The sequence below is a fragment of the Methylocystis rosea SV97 genome (assembly GCF_000372845.1).
In the GTDB taxonomy this organism is placed as follows: Bacteria; Pseudomonadota; Alphaproteobacteria; order Rhizobiales; family Beijerinckiaceae; genus Methylocystis; species Methylocystis rosea.
Map to the genome: position 1 here is coordinate 385385 of NZ_KB889963.1, position 14819 is coordinate 400203.

14 protein-coding genes are annotated in these 14819 nt (G+C 62.6%); 6 read left to right on the forward strand and 8 right to left on the reverse strand.

Translation table 11 applies throughout. The features are described from left to right. Positions 1-46 precede the first annotated feature (46 nt). On the forward strand, positions 47-1351 hold the full coding sequence (locus A3OO_RS0102090; RefSeq protein WP_156824728.1) for a KpsE/RkpR family capsule polysaccharide export protein: 1305 nt from the start codon (positions 47-49) through the stop codon (positions 1349-1351). Here the strand turns inward: A3OO_RS0102090 and A3OO_RS0102095 are convergent. The 3 genes from A3OO_RS0102095 to A3OO_RS0102105 form a co-directional block, all read right to left on the reverse strand. Further along, positions 1339-2418: a hypothetical protein gene (locus A3OO_RS0102095; RefSeq protein WP_018406176.1), complete on the reverse strand. Its 1080-nt coding sequence runs from the start codon at positions 2416-2418 to the stop codon at positions 1339-1341. The genes A3OO_RS0102090 and A3OO_RS0102095 overlap by 13 nt on opposite strands. A 62-nt stretch (positions 2419-2480) precedes the next feature. After that, positions 2481-3782, reverse strand: a complete 1302-nt coding sequence (locus A3OO_RS0102100) for a KpsE/RkpR family capsule polysaccharide export protein (RefSeq protein ID WP_018406177.1) — start codon at positions 3780-3782, stop codon at positions 2481-2483. Next, positions 3775-4428 carry an ABC transporter ATP-binding protein gene (locus A3OO_RS0102105; protein WP_018406178.1) on the reverse strand — a complete coding sequence of 218 codons (654 nt, stop codon included), beginning with the start codon at positions 4426-4428 and terminating at the stop codon, positions 3775-3777. Before A3OO_RS0102105 ends, A3OO_RS0102100 begins: the two co-directional genes overlap by 8 nt. Before the next feature lie 195 nt (positions 4429-4623). Here A3OO_RS0102105 and A3OO_RS0102110 point away from each other — a divergent pair, with 195 nt between their 5' ends. Further along, entirely contained in the window at positions 4624-7131 is a 2508-nt protein-coding gene (locus A3OO_RS0102110) for a rhamnosyltransferase WsaF family glycosyltransferase (protein ID WP_018406179.1), read from the forward strand. Here A3OO_RS0102110 and rfbA read toward each other — a convergent pair. Genes rfbA through rfbB form a run of 4 tightly spaced genes read right to left on the reverse strand, consistent with a single transcriptional unit; the run spans position 7074 to position 10512 of the window. Then, positions 7074-7961, reverse strand: a complete 888-nt coding sequence (rfbA, locus tag A3OO_RS0102115; protein WP_018406180.1) for a glucose-1-phosphate thymidylyltransferase RfbA — start codon at positions 7959-7961, stop codon at positions 7074-7076. The two genes, A3OO_RS0102110 and rfbA, sit on opposite strands and share 58 nt — an antisense overlap. 11 nt (positions 7962-7972) lie before the next feature. Further along, positions 7973-8854 carry a dTDP-4-dehydrorhamnose reductase gene (gene rfbD / locus A3OO_RS0102120; protein ID WP_018406181.1) on the reverse strand — a complete coding sequence of 294 codons (882 nt, stop codon included), beginning with the start codon at positions 8852-8854 and terminating at the stop codon, positions 7973-7975. A 10-nt stretch (positions 8855-8864) separates the two neighbouring features. Further along, positions 8865-9455 (reverse strand): dTDP-4-dehydrorhamnose 3,5-epimerase, encoded by a 591-nt coding sequence (rfbC, locus tag A3OO_RS0102125; protein WP_018406182.1) that lies wholly within the window; start codon positions 9453-9455, stop codon positions 8865-8867. Next, positions 9436-10512, reverse strand: coding sequence for a dTDP-glucose 4,6-dehydratase (gene rfbB / locus A3OO_RS0102130; RefSeq protein WP_026222609.1), 1077 nt, complete (start codon positions 10510-10512; stop codon positions 9436-9438). The genes rfbC and rfbB overlap by 20 nt, the downstream gene beginning before the upstream one ends. Before the next feature lie 254 nt (positions 10513-10766). Here rfbB and A3OO_RS0102135 point away from each other — a divergent pair, with 254 nt between their 5' ends. Next, positions 10767-12800: a hypothetical protein gene (locus A3OO_RS0102135; protein ID WP_198008740.1), complete on the forward strand. Its 2034-nt coding sequence runs from the start codon at positions 10767-10769 to the stop codon at positions 12798-12800. Between the two features lie 130 nt (positions 12801-12930). On the opposite strand, the gene A3OO_RS24750 is transcribed toward A3OO_RS0102135, so the two are convergent. Continuing rightward, entirely contained in the window at positions 12931-13278 is a 348-nt protein-coding gene (locus tag A3OO_RS24750; protein ID WP_245257081.1) for a hypothetical protein, read from the reverse strand. Positions 13279-13287: 9 nt separating this feature from the next. Here A3OO_RS24750 and A3OO_RS0102145 point away from each other — a divergent pair, with 9 nt between their 5' ends. The 3 genes from A3OO_RS0102145 (at position 13288) to A3OO_RS0102155 (ending at position 14791) form a co-directional block, all read left to right on the forward strand. After that, entirely contained in the window at positions 13288-13902 is a 615-nt protein-coding gene (locus tag A3OO_RS0102145; RefSeq protein WP_245257082.1) for a diguanylate cyclase, read from the forward strand. A gap of 443 nt (positions 13903-14345) precedes the next feature. Then, positions 14346-14582, forward strand: coding sequence for a hypothetical protein (locus A3OO_RS0102150; protein WP_018406186.1), 237 nt, complete (start codon positions 14346-14348; stop codon positions 14580-14582). 26 nt (positions 14583-14608) lie between these two features. Beyond that, positions 14609-14791 carry a hypothetical protein gene (locus A3OO_RS0102155; protein ID WP_156824729.1) on the forward strand — a complete coding sequence of 61 codons (183 nt, stop codon included), beginning with the start codon at positions 14609-14611 and terminating at the stop codon, positions 14789-14791. Positions 14792-14819: the final 28 nt, after the last annotated feature.

Here is a 14819-nt window from a genome sequence, read left to right on the forward strand (position 1 = left end):
CAGTTAACATGCGTAGCGCATGAACAGGTCAGCGACTTGAGGGTAGATGAGCACGCATAGGGCTCCGAGACCGCCTAAACTGTCAGAAGTGATCGCCACCGCGCAGAACGTGGCGCGTTTCTCGTCGACCAAGGCGGTGGAGATTCTCGCGCCGCTGACGACAAAGGACGCCGCAAGCCGCCTGCCGACGCTGATTCGCGAAAGCTTCGAGGGCATGGCGGAGAAACTGGCGACCGCCAGGGCGGACGCGGGCGGCGGGCTGCTCGGACGCAGCTTCATCTTCGCCGTTGTTCTGCCGACTTTCCTGTTCTGGCTTTACGCCTGCTTCTGGCAGTCGGAGCGCTACGTCGCCGAGACGCGGCTGACCGTGCGCGCCCAACATGAAAAAAAATCGGGGACCGACGCGGCGTCGATGATCACCAAGCTGACGGGTGGGGGTTCCAGTACGGCCTCGCAGGACGCCTTCATGGTGCTCAATTACGTGAAAAGCCGGGCCATTGTCGCCGACCTCGGCGGCCGCGACTACATGGAGAAAAAGTTTGCGGGCTCCGGCGTCGACTATTTTTCACGGCTCGGCAGAAACGCCAACGCCGAAGAAGTCTGGAAATATTGGCTGAGTCATATTTCGGCCAGCGTCGACACCCTTTCCGGCATTTTGACCGTGCGCACCGACGCATTCCAGCCCAAGGACGCGCTCGACGTCGCGCGCGATATCGTCAGGCTCAGCGAGGAACTCGTCAACAAGATCACCGTGCGCAATCGCACCGACGCATTGAGCCGCGCCGAACTCGAAGTGACGCTGTCCCGTCAGATGCTCGCCGACGCGCGCGAGAAGACGCTTCAGTTCCGCAACAAGAACGTCATCATCGACCCGGGTTCGCGCGCTACAAGCATTGGCGAACTGTTGGCCAAGCTCACCATGGAGCGCATGGACATCGTCAACGCGCTTTCGACATTTTCTTCGTCGCTCTCCAGCGATGCGCCCAGCCAACGGCTGCAACGCACGCGTCTTGCGGCGATCGACCAGCAGATCGCGGAGCTCAAGAAGAAGCTTACGGACCCGCAAGGGGCCGACGCCGTTTCCTCGCAGATCGCGTCCTATGAGCGCCTGAAGCTCGACGAGCAATTCGCTGAAAGACTCTATTCGATCGCGCAGACCTCCTACCATCACGCGCGGCAGGAACTTGCAAAACAGCAGCTCTATCTCCTCACGATCGTCGAGCCGACGTTGCCGGAATCTGCGAGTTACCCGAAAGCCACGGCGAACACCATCCTGCTGTTTTGCGCGCTGCTCGTCGCCTGGGCGGCGATTTCGCTGATCGTTGCGAGCATCGACGATCACATGGTTTGAGTGTCCCGCGCGACGACGTCGGCGTCATCGGAGAGCGCGGAGACAACCGATTCCTCAGCGAAGGAATAGAGCGCCAAATCGGCTTCAAGAAGGTCCGCGACGAGGCTGATGCGCGACAGCCGATCGGCCAGCGCGCTGATCGAAGGGTGCACCACCGGCTCATAATCGCCGGTGAGATCGTGACCGAGAATGCCGGCCAGCAACGCGCTGAAATCACGAAAGCGGCTGCGCACGCCCACGAGCTCCATCGACGCCAGGTTCTCGAGCGCCGCCGGGACGTGACGGCGCTCCGGCGTCTCGCCCGGGATGCAGCCGAACATTCGCGTCATCGGGCTTATGAGCGCCTCACGCTCCTCATCGGAAACATTCCGGAATTTCGCAAGGATGCCTTTCGGATCTTCGAGCGGCAGGTCGCGAACAAAATCGATCAACGCCGTCAGCCCGGTGAAGAGCAGCGGCAGCATATGCGTCGAATCCGACTTCTGGATCAGGCTGAGGATCACCAGTCGCTGCGCCAGCTCCTCGAAGGGGTCGCTCAACAGCGCCGCTGTAGTGAATTTCGCATTGGAAAGAAAATGCGCGTAGCGTGGGAAGCTCGAGCGCCCCGACATGAAGATTGATTTGTTGAAACTGTTGTTAATGAGCACGAGCATGGTCTCGAAGGCGTAGCGCTCGGTCGACGGGTAGGTGAGCGTGAACAGATTTCTCGACCGTCCGCCCAATTTCTCGATGGGGCGAATCGAACCGTCGAACAGAAAAAATTTGCGCTCGATGTGCCGTCCCTTCTTGAATCGCCGGTAGATCAGAATTCCGGTGTCGGCTTCGAGCAGTTCGATATCCTCAACGCCCGGCAGCCCCTGGATCATCTTGTCGTCGATCAGAAAGCCAACGAGACCGGTGGCGTGAATGCCGAGGTCGCGCACGTCCGGACGCTGAATGGTCGCCGAGATTTCAACGTCTTCTTCTCCCGGTCTGCGGACCAGGATCTTCGGAACAGCGGAAGGATTGTCCGGCGCGAGCCAACCACGAATGGCGGCGCCGTCGTCGGCGTCAATATTGAAAAACACGATCGCTCCATCTCAACGGATAAGCGCCGTCGATCCGCGTTTCGGCCCCGCTGCCTCGCCCGCTATTTGGCCATATGATCGCGGACAAGGAAGGCCACGGCGACGAGCGCCAGCCAGCCGATCGTCGCCGGCGCGACAATAATGCCCCATTCGATCCAACGCCGGGGATAGAGAGATTTTTCCGCAAGCGTCGGGCGAAGGAAGGAGACGAGATAGGCGCGCTGCGTTTCGAGATCGACTCGGGCGTTTTCAAACATCGATGCGGCGAGCGCGTATCTTTGCCGGGCGAGATCAAGCTCGATTTGATGCATGGAAAGCACGCCCGCACGCTGCGCCAGAGAGCCCTCCCCCCTCTCGCCGCCGCCGGCGATTTGCGTCGAATATTCGTCAATCTGGCTCTTGAGGCTCTGAACTCGCGCGGTGAGTAGGCGCGCTTGAGGCGAGTCCGACGTCTCCGAGTCGCTGTGCAGCGCGAGATCTTCCTGCGTCGCCGCGAGTTCAAGCCGAAGCGTGGTGATGAGCTTGTTGATCGCCTCCGCCGCAGCGGGCGCGTCAAGCACGCCCTCGGTATTGCGCGCGTCGCGCATGGAGCCAGTCGCATTCTTCAACTGTTCTTCGGCGCGCGTCAGTTCCGTGCGCGCCTGCGCCAGCGCATCGCGCCTGGAGCGCGTTGACAGTTCGTTAACCAGCCGTTCCGAAAGGTCCGTGACGTTCTGTGCGATGGCGAGCGAATCGCTTGGCGTGAAGGCGCGCACATTGACGGAAATGATGCCGGACATCATGTCGAGGCTCGCGTCGATCCGCCGTTTCCAGTATTTTTCCAGCTCCTCAACCGAGTCTTCCGGATCGAAACTCGAAAAATAGTCGACTCCGGAACGCGAGAACATGGCGCGCAAGCCGACCTTCCGGTCGAGCGCTTCGACCATCGAGCGGCTCCGGATGAAATTGACGAGAACCTGCGCGTCCTGCATCTGCTGAGAGGCCTGCGAACCCATGGCGCCTCCGCTCAAGAGATCGAGACTCGACGCTTCGCCGGCGCGTAGCGAAAATTTGGTTTCGGTCACATATTGCTTGCTGGCGATCAGCCCCCAATAGATCGAGGCGACGAGGAACGGGGCAATGACGAAGGCGGCGAAGCTGGCGAGGACGCCGAGGCGAAACGCGCGGTCGCCGCGTCGCGCCTGGAAGCCGCCGCCCCCAGCGATGACGCTCGTCGGCGCGCGGGATTTGTTCGCGGCCCTGCGCAGCGCGCGCGAGATCGACTTCGCCTTAAAGCTAGCGTCCTGCGGGCTCAGCGGCCCCCGCTCGGGGTCGGCGAGCGCGACCGTGATCTCCGGCTGCTGGGCGTGAACGGCTTCAGGCATTGAGCTTCTTATAAAGTTCGATCGCGTCGTCGACACTGTTGAAGACGTGCATTCGCCCGCCCGCCAGCACCATGCCGCGATCGCAATATTGCTGAATGGTCGTCATGGCGTGCGACACCATGATAACGTCCGCCGTTCGCCGGCGCTTGGAGAACTCCTCTTGGCAGCGCGCAGCGAAGCGCGCGTCGCCAACGGCGGTGACCTCGTCGATGAGATAGCAGTCGAATTCGATCGAGAGCGACAGGCCAAAGGCGAGACGCGCCATCATGCCGGACGAATAGGTGCGAATCGGGGCGTCGATATAGGCGCCAATCTCGGCGAAGTCCTCGACAAAGTCGATAACCTTGCGCGCGTCCTGTCCGTACACGCGCGCGACGAACTTCACGTTTTCGCGTCCGCTGAGCATCGGGTGCAGCCCGCCGGAAAACCCCAGCGGCCAGGAGACGCGCGAGGAGCGCACGACCCGCCCTCCGTTGGGCAGCTCGGTGCCTGCGAGGAGGCGCATCAGAGTCGACTTTCCGGCCCCATTGACGCCGAGAATGCCGTAGCTGCGGCCAGCGGCGAAATCGAGGCTGACATGATCGAGCACGACCTTCCTGTGGCCGTGCGAGCGATAATACTTAAAGACATTGTCAAGCTTGATCATGATTCCCGAGCGGCGGACGGTGGCGTTCCGTCACATTCCCCCGGCGCAGCCCCTAGCGCGCCGCGGGCCTTGGTTACGCCGAATTTTTGGCTAAGTCATGGCGAGACAAACGGTTTTCGTTTAAGCCGGAGACGGTTGAATTTTCGTAAATTTCCACCGCCACGAATTGCCCAAGCTCGACTGGAAGGCGCCCGCATGACGGAAAAGAAATCCGAAACCAGGCTGCAATGGGCGCGCCGCCATCTGCGCAATGGCTACATTATCCTGACCACACGCGGCGCCGTGGCGCTTTACGGCGCGGCGATGCGCGAACTGGCGAAGCTGATCGATTCGCCGGTCGGCGTGTTTCTCGCACCGCGCGATCTTTTTCGGGACGGTCCGCGCTTCCTGCGCGAACAGGGGTTGCGCGCCGCCTGCGGCGCCGTATTGCGCCAGATCGCCGCGCAATATGATCCGCCGCTTGGCCGGCGACGCAATCCGATCAACGACCCGCTGCGTCAGGCGGCGATCAGCTATTACTACACTTATGAATTGACCAAGCCGGATGGGGTCGTTCCCTCCCGCCGTCCGGTCAATGAAATGGATTTCGCGCTCGAGACGCCTTTCGCCTTTGACGTGGGCCCGAAGCGCGCGCATTCGATCGTCGCCATCGTCCACGCCTTCTATCCGGACGTGCTGCCGCTTGTCCTCGAAAAGCTGCATAACGTTCCCGGCGCGCTGGATCTTTGCGTCTCGACGGACACCGAGGAAAAGAAGCGGGCGGTCGACGAGGTCTGCGCCGGCTGGCGCAAGGGCAAGGTTTTGACGCGCATCTGCCCGAATCGCGGGCGCGACATCGCCGCCAAATTCTTCGGGTTTCGCGACGTCTACGCCAATTACGAGCTGTTCATCCACGTTCACACCAAGCGCTCGCCCCACGGCGGTGAGGCGCTGGCGCGCTGGCGCGACTATCTCATCGACAATCTTCTCGGATCAGAGCGCATCGTGCGCTCGATTCTCTCGCTGTTCGACGATCCGCGGCTCGGCGTCGTGTTTCCGCAGCATCTTTTCGAACTGCGCGGCATTTTGAATTGGGGCTACGACTACGATCTGGCGCGCAATCTGTTGAAGCGGATGAATATAGAGATCGACAAGAACCTCACGCTCGAATTTCCCTCCGGCTCGATGTTCTGGGGCAGGACCGCCGCGATCCGACCGCTGCTCGACCTCGACATCGACTTTGCTGACTTTCCGCCAGAGAGCGGACAGGTTGACGGCACCCTTGCGCACGCGATCGAACGTTCTCTGCTGATGATTGCTGAATCGCGCGGCTTCGAATGGCTCAAAGTCGCGCAGCGCGATCTCTATCCCATGGGCCATACGCTGCTGCCCGTGCACAGCGTCGACGACCTCGCGGAGCATCGGCTTAAGGTCTTCCAACCCGCGCTCGCATGCGTCGACTCCAATTTTCATGCCTATGCAACCCCGATCGCCGAAACGCGGCCTCTGCTCTCCTATCCGTCGCGCAATGATCGGCCGCGCCTGACGCTGCTGACCCCGACGGTCAATCCGCAGCAGACCTTCGGCGGAATCGCCACCGCGATGAAGCTCTTCTCGGCGTTGCTCGCCGAACTCGGCGATGATTTCGACGCGCGCATCGTGGTGACCGACGCGGATATCGAACCCGAAGCCTATGCGACGCTGTCCGGCTATACGCCGGTTCCCTATGCGGCGAGTCTCGATACTGAAAGAGCTGCGCTCGTCGACGCCAATGAGCGGGAAGGCGGCAGGCTGAACGTGCGCGCCAACGACATTTTTTTCGCGACCGCCTGGTGGACCGCGGAATTCGCACTGGCCATGGAGCGCGAGCGGGCCCGCTATTTCGGCGGCGAGCGTCCGTTCATTTACCTCATTCAGGACGACGAGCCGAACTTCTATGGCCGCGGCTCAAAGTCCAGTCTTGCCGAAGCGACCTATCATCACGGCGATCAGACGATCGCGATCGTCAACTCCGAAGAGCTCTTCTCGGTCATGACCCAGAAATATCGGTTCCGTGACGCCTACTATGTTCCCTACGAGCTCAACGAACGCATTGGCGAGCGGCTTCAAAACGTCGCGCGGGAGCCGACGATGCTCGTTTACGGTCGGGAAACCGTCGCGCGCAACGCCTTTGAGTTGATTTGCGCGGCGCTTTTCATCTGGCAGCAGCGCGATCCGATTCGGGCGAGCCGCTGGAACATCATTTTTCTCGGCGAGGATTTTCCAGACTCGCTGCTCTATCCGGTGCAGAACGCCACCGTCGGCGGGAAGGCCCGGCTCGATGACTACGCCGACCATCTCAGCCGCGCGCTTGTCGGCGTTTCGCTGATGATCTCTCCCCACCCGAGCTATCCGCCGCTCGAAATGGCCGAAGCCGGGCTCGCGACGATCACCAACGCTTTCGCGGGGAAGGATTTGCGCCGCCGGTTCGACAACATCGTTTCGCCCGCGCGGCTCGATCCCACATCGCTTGCGGATCTCATCGAGGACACTGTCGCGAAAATGGAGCCTTTCGTCGGCGCCATCGTTGCGCGTCAGCGTCCCTCAGCGCCGCCGGCCGATGCGATGCGTCGCTTCGATCCCAAAACCGTCGCCGCTGAGCTGCGGCGCGCCGCGGCTTCGCCGCTCTATGCGACCGGCGAAACCTCCCGCTCCATCTCGGCGAGCACCTGCGAGATATATTGACCATAGCCGCTTTTGGAGAGTTTTGACGAGGCGGCGCGCGCCTGCGCGGCGTCGATCCAGCCGGCGCGGAAGGCGATCTCTTCGAGACAGGCGACGCGCTGTCCCTGCCGTTGCTCGATGGCGCGCACATATTCGCTGGCTTCGATCAGCGCCTCGGGCGTGCCGGTGTCGAGCCAGGCGAATCCGCGACCAAGTCGGGCGACCTGCAGTTCGCCGATCTCCAGATAGATGCGGTTGAGATCGGTGATCTCCAGTTCGCCGCGCGGCGAAGGCTTCAGTTGCGCCGCGAATTCCGGCGCGCGCTCATCGTAGAAATAAAGGCCCGTCACCGCCCAATTCGATCGTGGGCGCGTCGGCTTTTCTTCGATCGAGATCGCGCGGCCGGCGGAATCGAATTCGACGACGCCGTAACGCTCCGGATCGCGCACATGATAGGCGAACACCGCCGCCGAGCTGCGCGACGATTCGCTTAGCACTTCCGGCAGGCCATGGCCGTAGAAGATATTGTCGCCAAGGATGAGCACCGATGGTTCGCCATCGACGAATTCGCCGCCGATGAGATAGGCCTGCGCCAGCCCCTCCGGCCGCGGCTGCACGGCATAAGACAGCGACAGGCCCCATTGCGCGCCGCTCCCGAGCAGCCGCTTGAAGGAAAGCAGATCCTCCGGCGTGGTGATGATCAGGATCTCACGCACGCCGGCGAGCATTAGCGTGCTGAGCGGGTAATAGATCATCGGCTTGTCGTAGACGGGGAGCAATTGCTTCGACGTGACGAGCGTCATCGGATGCAGCCTTGTGCCGCTTCCTCCCGCGAGAATGATGCCGCGCATGAGAATCCTATTCAGTTTGGAATTAATCGGGCGACGCAGGCGTTGACGGAATCGCGCCACTTCGGCAGCGCGATGCCGTAGCTGGCTTCAAGCTTGGCGTTGTCGAGCCTTGAATTCGCCGGGCGACGCGCCGGCGTCGGATAGTCTGCGGTGGCGATGCGTTTGACGCGCACCGGCCGGCGGCCTTTCGTCTCCGCTGCGGAGAAGATCGCGTCAGCCATGTCCGCCCAGCTGGCTTCGCCCTGCCCGGTCATGTGGAAAACGCCGCGCAGGCGCGGATCGGAATCGTCGACCAGCCTTTCGGCGATGGCGAGCAGCGCGTCGGCGATGTCGAGCGCGCTCGTCGGATTGCCGATCTGGTCGGCGACGACGCCGATTTCCTCACGGGTCTCGCCAAGACGCAGCATCGTCTTGACGAAATTCGTTCCAAACGGACTGTAAACCCAGGCGGTGCGCAAAACGGCGCAATTCTCGCAACGAGCGGCAATCTGCCTTTCGCCTTCGAGCTTCGAGCGCCCATAGGCGCCGGTCGGGCTGGGTTCGTCGTCTTCGCGATAGGGACGATCGAGCGCGCCGTCGAAGACATAGTCGGTCGAAAGATGCAGCAGCGGCACCTTCAATTCGGCGGCGGTTTCGGCGACGAAGCCCGCGCCCGCGCCATTGACGCGCATCGCCACGTCAGGCTCGCTCTCGGCCTTGTCGACCTGAGTATAGGCGGCGGCGTTGATGATGGCGTCGCAGCGCACGCTGCGCAAAGACGCAAGAACCATGTCGCGGGAGGAGAGATCGAAGCGCGGACGGCCGAGCGCCAGCATTTCGACGCCTCTCGGCGCGCGCTCGATGAGCGAGCTGACGACCTGGCCGGTGAGCCCCGTGACGGCGATGCGCTTCATCTTGCCCACTCTACGCGAAAACTTCCGTCAGATCGCGCAGCCGCGGCCATTTGCGATCCTTGTCCGACAGCACGGCGCTTTCGGCGGCGGCCGGCCACGCTATGCCGATGTCAGGGTCGTCCCAGGCGACGCCGCAATCATGCTGCGGCGAATAGAAATTCGTCACCTTGTAGATGACTTCCGTATCGGGCTCGAGCGTGACAAAACCATGCGCGAAACCGATCGGAATGAGCAGCTGACGCCAGTTCTCTTTCGAAAGCTCGACGACGACGTGACGCCCGAACGTCGGCGAAGACCGCCGTAGATCGACGGCGACGTCGAGAATGCGGCCGCTGACCACGCGAACGAGCTTGTCCTGCGCGAAGGGCGCGGTCTGGAAATGCAGACCGCGCACCGTCCCGACGTCGCGGGACAATGAGTGATTGTCCTGGACGAAGTCGAAATTCAATCCGGCGTTCGCCCAGGTCTTTTCGTTGTGCGTTTCACAAAAGAAGCCGCGCTCGTCGCCGAATTTTTTAGGCGTGACGAGCTTCAGCCCCGAAAGCTCGAGATCTTCAAACAAACAGCCCCCCTGTCGCCCGTCAGGCGACGGCTTCTTCATCTTGCTCGGTAAGCACGCCGAGACGCTCGCCCCGATATGTGCCCGAGCGAATCGCTTGCCACCAAGCTGAATTGTCGAGATACCAGCGCACGGTTTTGCGAAGACCAGTTTCAAACCGCTCGGCCGGCCGCCATCCGAGTTCGCGCTCGATCTTGGAGGCGTCGATGGCGTAGCGCAGATCATGTCCCGGCCGATCGGCGACGAAGGTGATGAGATCGCGATGCGATCCGGCGCGCCGCGGACGGAATTCATCCATCAATCCGCAGATCGCTTCGACCACGTCAATATTGCGCCATTCATTGCGTCCGCCGACGTTATAGGATTCGCCGACTTCGCCTTCCCGCGCCACGCGCATCAGCGCCGAGGCGTGGTCCTCGACATAAAGCCAGTCGCGCACATTCTCGCCGCGGCCGTAGACCGGCAGCGGCTTCTCCTCGATCGCGTTGATGATGGTGAGCGGAATGAGCTTCTCCGGAAAATGATAGGGACCGTAATTATTGGAGCAATTGGTGACGATCGTCGGAAGACCATATGTGTGGCGCCAGGCGCGCACAAGATGATCCGACCCCGCCTTCGACGCCGAATAGGGCGACGTCGGAGCATAGGGCGTGTCTTCGCAGAAGAGGCCTTCCGCGCCGAGGGCCCCGAATACCTCATCGGTGGAGATATGCAGGAAGCGGAAGGCGCCCGCACGGGCGCGGTCGAGCAGCCGCCAATAGTCCAGCGCCGCCCGCAGCATCACGAAAGTGCCGACGACATTGGTTTCAACGAAGGCGGCCGGCCCGTCGATCGAGCGATCGACATGGCTTTCGGCGGCAAGATGCATGACGACGTCGGGCTGAAAATCCTCGAAGGCGCGCGCGACTGCCACCGCGTCACAAATATCAGCTTGAAGAAAGGAAAAACGGGGACTGTCGGCGATGGGCCGCAGCGAGGCGAGATTTCCCGCATAGGTGAGCTTGTCGAGAACGAGAATCTGATCGACGCTCTTGCCGATGACGGCGCGCGCAACCGCCGAGCCAATGAACCCCGCGCCCCCGGTGATCAATAATTTCATCAAAGCCCCGCTTTTCGCTATCGCTCCGCCCTGAAATCGCGCCTTCACGCCCGCGCAGGTGAGCCTTATTGCGAAGGCGGCCTGCCAAGGCGGAGGTCGGCGCTCCAGCCGTTTACGCGGACTATGTGGCGGAACAACGTCATGGCGCTGCGTAAGAATTTGGCGCCGCTGCGGGCGTGACGGCGCTGAATTGCGCGATTGCGGCGCGCGCGGATATGCTCCTGCCGACTTCAGCTTCGCATGGCGACGGCGCCATGCCTCACGCTTGGGCGCGGCCGTCAATGTGGAGAGAGCAGTTCGACTATTACTGGGATGGGCGGCGCCGACTGGCCATCGGCTGGTTTGAGGGCGCCGAACGCGCGGCGGTCCGGCCGGAACTCACGGTCATCTCGGCGCGCGACGAGCGCTTTACGAACGCGCCCACCCTCGTCGACGTCATCAGCGCCGCGCGCTGGCGCGCCCGCATCATTGTCGTTGATGTGCCGCCTGAGCATCGATTCGTGCGATTGACCGCGGCCGATGGCGCCGAACTCATCCTGGCGCTCTCAGCGGAGCGCGACCTGCCGCAGGGCGGCGACTGGCGTCTGCTCCTAACGTTGCTGCCAGACGCCGGCGGCGCCGACCCCGTCGCCTTTCGGCTGGCGGCGTTTCCGGCGCGCGGCGACGTCGAACGGCTGTCGCGCGAGCAGACCGCGGCGGCCGGCGCGCGATTGGTATGGGCGATCGGCCAGCGCCGGGTCGTCGAACGCGCCGATAACGCCGTCGTCATCCGCCTCGCCCCGGCGCGCCGCATCTTCCCGGCCTATCAGAGCCGACTCGTCCTGGAGGCGGCGCCGTTCGAATCGTCAGCGGCCGCCGACGCGCGCGAGGCGCCCTTCGCCATCATGGAGCATTGGCTGCGCGAACCCGGCGCGCCGCGCATTATTCTTCGCCTGCGAATTCCCGATTCGATCGAAGAGAGCGCCACGCTGCTCGGCCGATGCAGCGTGGCGCTGGCGATGAACCAGCGCCGGCGGCTGAAAGGCTGGACGCTCGAGCAGCGGTCGGCGGGAGAACCGGCCGTCGATCCGCTCACCTTCGACGACCTGCGGCAGGCGACAGGCGATCCGCATGAACACCCCGACGCGGCGGAAACGGCGGAGCCGGTCGTCGTCGGCAATCTTTTGGCGCTCCTTGTCGATCCTGAAGAGGCGGAAGTCGATGGCATAGCCTTGCGCCGCAGCCGCGAGAAAGCCGCTCCCGGCATGGGCGAAACCGCGGAAATCGAATTTTACGGCGCAGCGCTTGGCGATGACGTCGGCCTTGTTTGCCCGGCGGCAGGGCCCGGCGATCTCGGCATCGCGCCGGTTGATCCCGGCGGCCCCGCCTTCGCGCGGCTTTTTCGAGTCGAAGGCGACGGGCTGGCGCCGCGCCGCGCCACGGATGACGAGGGACTTCTTGACGATCTCATGCGCCGCGCCGCCGACGCCGCGCGCGCCGGGACCGGCGCGGCCGCTCGCGCCGTTGCCGAACGCGCCGCCGGGCTGAAAGGCCGGCGCGACAAGTTTGTCGCTTCGCTGAACGGCGCTCTGGCGCGGGCGGAAGTCGCTGCGCGTTTTGAGCCGCCGGGCCTGTGGGATGCGCTCGAGCCTTTGGCGCAAGCGAGCTTCACAGCGCTCGTCATCGGCGAGACGGGGCCGGCCCGCGCGCGCTTGCAGCAACTCGGCGGATATGGCGCCTTTTGCGCCGATCCCGCGCTTGCGGCGGGGATCGCGGAGGGCGGCGAATTTGCGCAGTCCGCGCGCCTCTCCGCCGACGCCGCCCCCGCGCGCAGCGCGCCTTCTCTGCTTGCCCGCTATCTCGACGCCTGCGGCGCCCAAGGCATGGCGCCGGCGGGCGTTGACGCCACGCAAGAAGCGCGGCTCATGCGCGCGCTCTTGAAGGAGCCGGATGTCGCCGCATTACGCGAGGCGCGGGTCGCTCTGGCGATCGACGACGGCGTCCGGCGCGAAGCGGCGAAGGCGGCGCGATTCATCGTCGACGCCGCCGCGGTCGAGCGGGCGCGCGCGCATTTCGCGGAAGCTGGCGCGATGGACGCCGCCGACATGCTCGACGCCTATCTTGACATACGGCGGGCTGGCGGCTGGGCGCCGCCGCACGAAGCGCCGACTCTCGCCGCGCTCGTCGCGCGCGCCGGCGTCGAACGCGACGCCGCCCGGCTCGAAGCCGAAAGCCTCGCGCAGGCGCCGCCGGCTCAGGAGCGGTCGAAGGGATTATTTGCCGCGATGCGCGGCTTGTTTGGACGCTGATGGCCACGCCCGCGCGGCCTGCGGCTGTTCGCCTGAACAAGCGTTGGAGACCGCTGTCTCCGTTCTCTCGTCAGAGCCGCCGAATCAATTGGTTGCCTCCCCGCTCGTTGCGAAGCCGCGAAAGCGACAGTCACTTCTCAAGAATGTGACACTGAAATGGAATATTCTGTCTCGGAACAAATGGCGCAAGAAACGCTGAAAACTTCGGTGCCCCATGCCCTTTTCGAAATTGAGCCGCGAGCAAAAGCGGACGACCCTGAATGAGCTCCGGCAGGCGCTGTTTCAGCACGAACTCTGGTACGAGAATTTCAACAGAACGATCATTTGCGATCAGGTTCCCGACGAGCGGGACTTCCGAGAAGATGCGAACCACAGGTGGCCGCTCGGACAATGGCTGCATGGCGCTGGCGCCGGTCGTCTGGGTTCGCACCCAAGTTTTTCCCAGATTTTGCTCGCGCATGAGCTTATGCACCGGCACGCGGCAATCATGCTCCGAACCGCGTCGGAGCACCGGTCCATTCCTCTCGACGACTATGAATTATTCCTGTCGGCCCTGAAGCAGGTTCGCGCCCAATTAGTGACCATCAAGCACGAACTCGAGGATGCGCTTCGTAATCGTGATCCGTTGACAGGCGCGGGGAACCATATCGCGATGTTGACGGCGTTGAGCGAGCGGCAGGCTCTCGCGCCGAGACCCACATGTCTCGCGATGATGGACCTGGATCACTTCAGGGAGGTGAACGACACATACGGCCACACGCTCGGCGATGAATTTCTCGTGCAATACGCAGAATTCGTGATGTCCCACTTGCGGCCCCATGATGAGTTTTTTCGCTTTGGAGGCGAAAAGTTCCTCTACTGCGCCGCGGATGCGGACCTGGAACAGGGGCGCGCGATCGCAGAGCAGTTGCGAAAGGGCTTGTCGGACAGAGAATTCTTCGTCGAAGGCTATTTGCCGCTCACGGTAACGGCTTCCTTCGGGCTTACGCTCCTCGACCCATCCGTTCCCGTCGAGCAATCGATCGAGCGCGCCGACCAGGCGTTGCACGCCGCCAAAGCCGCAGGTCGCGATCGGATCGCGAATTGGCAGGCGCCAAACTAAGGCCAATCCAAAAAGGGACGACCTCGCGCGCGCCGCTGGCGGCGCCCGACTCGCACGGCGGCAATCGACCCCGCGGCGCGCCAGTTGGCGAACGGTGGAACTCGCCTGTCACGAGAGCGTAACCGACAGGCCATAGGGATGCGGCTTTCAAAACTCGGACATTTTCGCCCCGCCGGCGCCGAGTCGGCGGGGTTTTTTGCTGCGCTGAGAGAGCGTTACGAATAGGCGCGTTGCTACCAACCAAAGCTGAAAAATCCTCTTGGTCGTGGAGGGCGTCTCCTGCTCAAACTGCTCAAAACCTGGGCGTCAGGCGACGCTTGCCGGAACGCTCGCGTATTTATAGGTGGGCCTACATGCTATCCAGGAACTCCGTTCAACCCCGACGTTGTCACCAATGTTTCGATGACAAGGGAAGCGGAGTTCGAAACTTGGTCCTGCGACGAATGTTTAGCGCTGAACGCCGTTCAATTGCGGCGCGGTTTGTTCGCCGCGCCACCGAAGGGTTTCGTGGCGAGAAGCTGGTCGCTCAACTTTGTGAAGATTGTCCCGAGGCGACAATACGAGATTTGACGGCAGGCGCTTTTATTGCGGTCACCCGACAACAAGAGGACCAAGCTGCGGTTCTCGCCATTTATGACGTTGCCATTCTGCTTCGTAAGGCGAATAAGTTGGGCGTGTGATCAATCGTCCGGTTCAAGAGGATGGCATGACAGATCCCGAGAAAACCGAAGCGGAAATTTTGCAGCAGTGGATTGAGGCTGTCGGCGGCGGCATCTCTCTTGGAGAGAGCCTGTTGAAATCTGTAGAGGTGTCAAAAAGGGGCGATAAGTTGACGATCGTGCTGAAGAAAAAGAAGCAGAGAAAAGGGTCCGACCAAACACAGCCATAGTCGCTCCGGACCGACCCCGCCGAGGCAG

Excerpts from the sequence above, each read along its gene's own strand:
- A3OO_RS0102135 (WP_198008740.1), top strand. The coding sequence starts at position 10,767 with ATGCCTCACGCTTGGGCGCGGCCGTCAATGTGGAGAGAGCAGTTCGAC.
- A3OO_RS0102155 (WP_156824729.1), top strand. The coding sequence starts at position 14,609 with ATGACAGATCCCGAGAAAACCGAAGCGGAAATTTTGCAGCAGTGGATT.
- A3OO_RS0102105 (WP_018406178.1), bottom strand. The coding sequence starts at position 4,428 with ATGATCAAGCTTGACAATGTCTTTAAGTATTATCGCTCGCACGGCCAC.
- rfbB (WP_026222609.1), bottom strand. The coding sequence starts at position 10,512 with ATGAAATTATTGATCACCGGGGGCGCGGGGTTCATTGGCTCGGCGGTT.
- rfbC (WP_018406182.1), bottom strand. The coding sequence starts at position 9,455 with ATGAAGAAGCCGTCGCCTGACGGGCGACAGGGGGGCTGTTTGTTTGAA.
- rfbD (WP_018406181.1), bottom strand. The coding sequence starts at position 8,854 with ATGAAGCGCATCGCCGTCACGGGGCTCACCGGCCAGGTCGTCAGCTCG.
- A3OO_RS0102100 (WP_018406177.1), bottom strand. The coding sequence starts at position 3,782 with ATGCCTGAAGCCGTTCACGCCCAGCAGCCGGAGATCACGGTCGCGCTC.
- rfbA (WP_018406180.1), bottom strand. The coding sequence starts at position 7,961 with ATGCGCGGCATCATTCTCGCGGGAGGAAGCGGCACAAGGCTGCATCCG.
- A3OO_RS0102090 (WP_156824728.1), top strand. The coding sequence starts at position 47 with ATGAGCACGCATAGGGCTCCGAGACCGCCTAAACTGTCAGAAGTGATC.
- A3OO_RS0102110 (WP_018406179.1), top strand. The coding sequence starts at position 4,624 with ATGACGGAAAAGAAATCCGAAACCAGGCTGCAATGGGCGCGCCGCCAT.
- A3OO_RS0102145 (WP_245257082.1), top strand. The coding sequence starts at position 13,288 with ATGCTCCGAACCGCGTCGGAGCACCGGTCCATTCCTCTCGACGACTAT.
- A3OO_RS0102150 (WP_018406186.1), top strand. The coding sequence starts at position 14,346 with ATGTTTAGCGCTGAACGCCGTTCAATTGCGGCGCGGTTTGTTCGCCGC.